The following is a 1,763-nucleotide window of genomic DNA, read 5'->3' on the forward strand; positions in this document are numbered from 1 at the left end:
TCCGGAGAAGCCGGTGGTCATGCCCCTAATTAGCGGTCTGTCAGTGCCTCCGGAGCCGGTGACACCACCCCCCAGGCCATGCGTTCGACAGGGGGAGAAAGTCATGCCAGCTCCGAAGGCCGGGAGCCCCGTTGCGGGGCCACGAAAACGGTAATGGGGGGGGCGGGGCGCGGCCGGGGGCGGGCGCCGCCCTCTCGCGCCCCGCCTCACCTCAACTGGCCCAGCGTCACGAGGATATGACGCACGGTCCTTGTCCCGGACGACCACAGGACGAGACACTTTCTGCCGCAGTCATGTGTGAGACATGGGATGTCTTGATGTCCTGACGGTGTGATGCCTCCTGGTGTGATGCCCGACGGCCCTGACGTCCAGATGCCGATGCCTCCGTGAGGCAGTCTGAAGGGCAGGCCGTGACCATGGCGTCAGTTCTCCGCACACGTCCCCGCACCAGACCACCCCACCCCCGTGCCAGACCATGGCGGCGCCGCGCCTCCGTGCTCCTCACCGCCGCGGCGCTGGCCCTGATTCCGCTTCCGGTACGGGCCGCGGACACGGACTCCTCCGCGTCCGCGGCCCGCGCCGACTCCGGCTTCGAACAGCAGGTCCTCTTCAAGTCTGCCCAGGAACAGGGCTACTCGTGCTTCCGGATCCCGGCGATCGTCAAGGCCAAGGACGGCTCCCTGCTCGCCTTCGCCGAGGGCCGGGTCGACAACTGCGGCGACGCCGGGGACATCGATCTGGTCCTCAAGCGCTCCACCGACGGCGGCCGCACCTGGGGTCCGCTCCAGGTGATCAACGAGGGCGGCGGCGACACCCACGGCAACCCCGCGCCCATCGTGGACCTGCGCACCGGCCGCATCGTGCTCGCCAGCACCTACAACACCGGCCGCGACGACTCCCAGAGCTGCGACATCCCCTGTGACCGCTCCCCGCATCTCCAGTACAGCGACGACAACGGCGCCACCTGGTCGGCCCCGCGCGATCTGAGCTCCTCGCTGATGCCGCCCCAGTGGAACTCCTGGTACGCCACCGGCCCCGTCCACGGCATCCAGCTCCAGCGCGGCCGGCACAAGGGCCGGCTGATCTTCACCCTCAACACCGAGAGCTACAGCGGCGGCCGCATCACCGACAACCATGCCGCGCTCGCCTACAGCGACGACGGCGGCAACCGCTGGCGCATCGGCGCGATGGACACCTATCCGCTCGCGGCGGACGGCACCTTCCGTCAGAAGCCGTCCGAGATGACGCTGGTGGAGCGCGCCGACGGATCGGTCTACGTCAGCGGGCGGGAGCAGGACGGCACCGATCTCGGCCACCGCGACTACGCCATCAGCCGGGACGGCGGCCAGAGCTTCACCGGCCCCTTCCGCACCATCCCCGATCTGCCCACTCCCCAGGTGCAGGGGTCGATCCTGCGGCTGCGCGATCCGGCCCGCGACGGGTACGGCCGGCTGCTCTTCTCGGCCCCCGCCGACCCCGACCGCCGCCGCACCATGATGATCCGCTCCTCCTGGGACGAGGCCCGCACCTGGGACGGTGTGGAGCGCGGCAAGGTCGTCACCACCGACTGGTCCGGCTACTCCGACATGGTCGCGGTCTCCCGCGACACGGTGGGGCTGCTGTACGAGGGCGGTGCGGTGGACGCCCGTGACGAGATCCGCTTCGCCCGCTTCACCGAGGACTGGCTGGGCCCCCGCCGGGCGCCCGCCCCCACCACCGACGACCGCGCGCCCGGCGCCCGGTCCGCGACCGTGCTCGGCGGC

General features: G+C 70.9%; 1 protein-coding gene. It reads left to right on the forward strand.

The features are described from left to right. Window positions 1–416 precede the first annotated feature (416 nt). On the forward strand, window positions 417–1,763 hold a 1,347-nt coding region (locus tag KN815_RS48940; protein WP_372458669.1), incomplete at its 3' end, for a sialidase family protein.

The sequence above is a fragment of the Streptomyces niphimycinicus genome (genome assembly GCF_018883605.1).
Taxonomy (GTDB): domain Bacteria; phylum Actinomycetota; class Actinomycetes; order Streptomycetales; family Streptomycetaceae; genus Streptomyces; species Streptomyces niphimycinicus.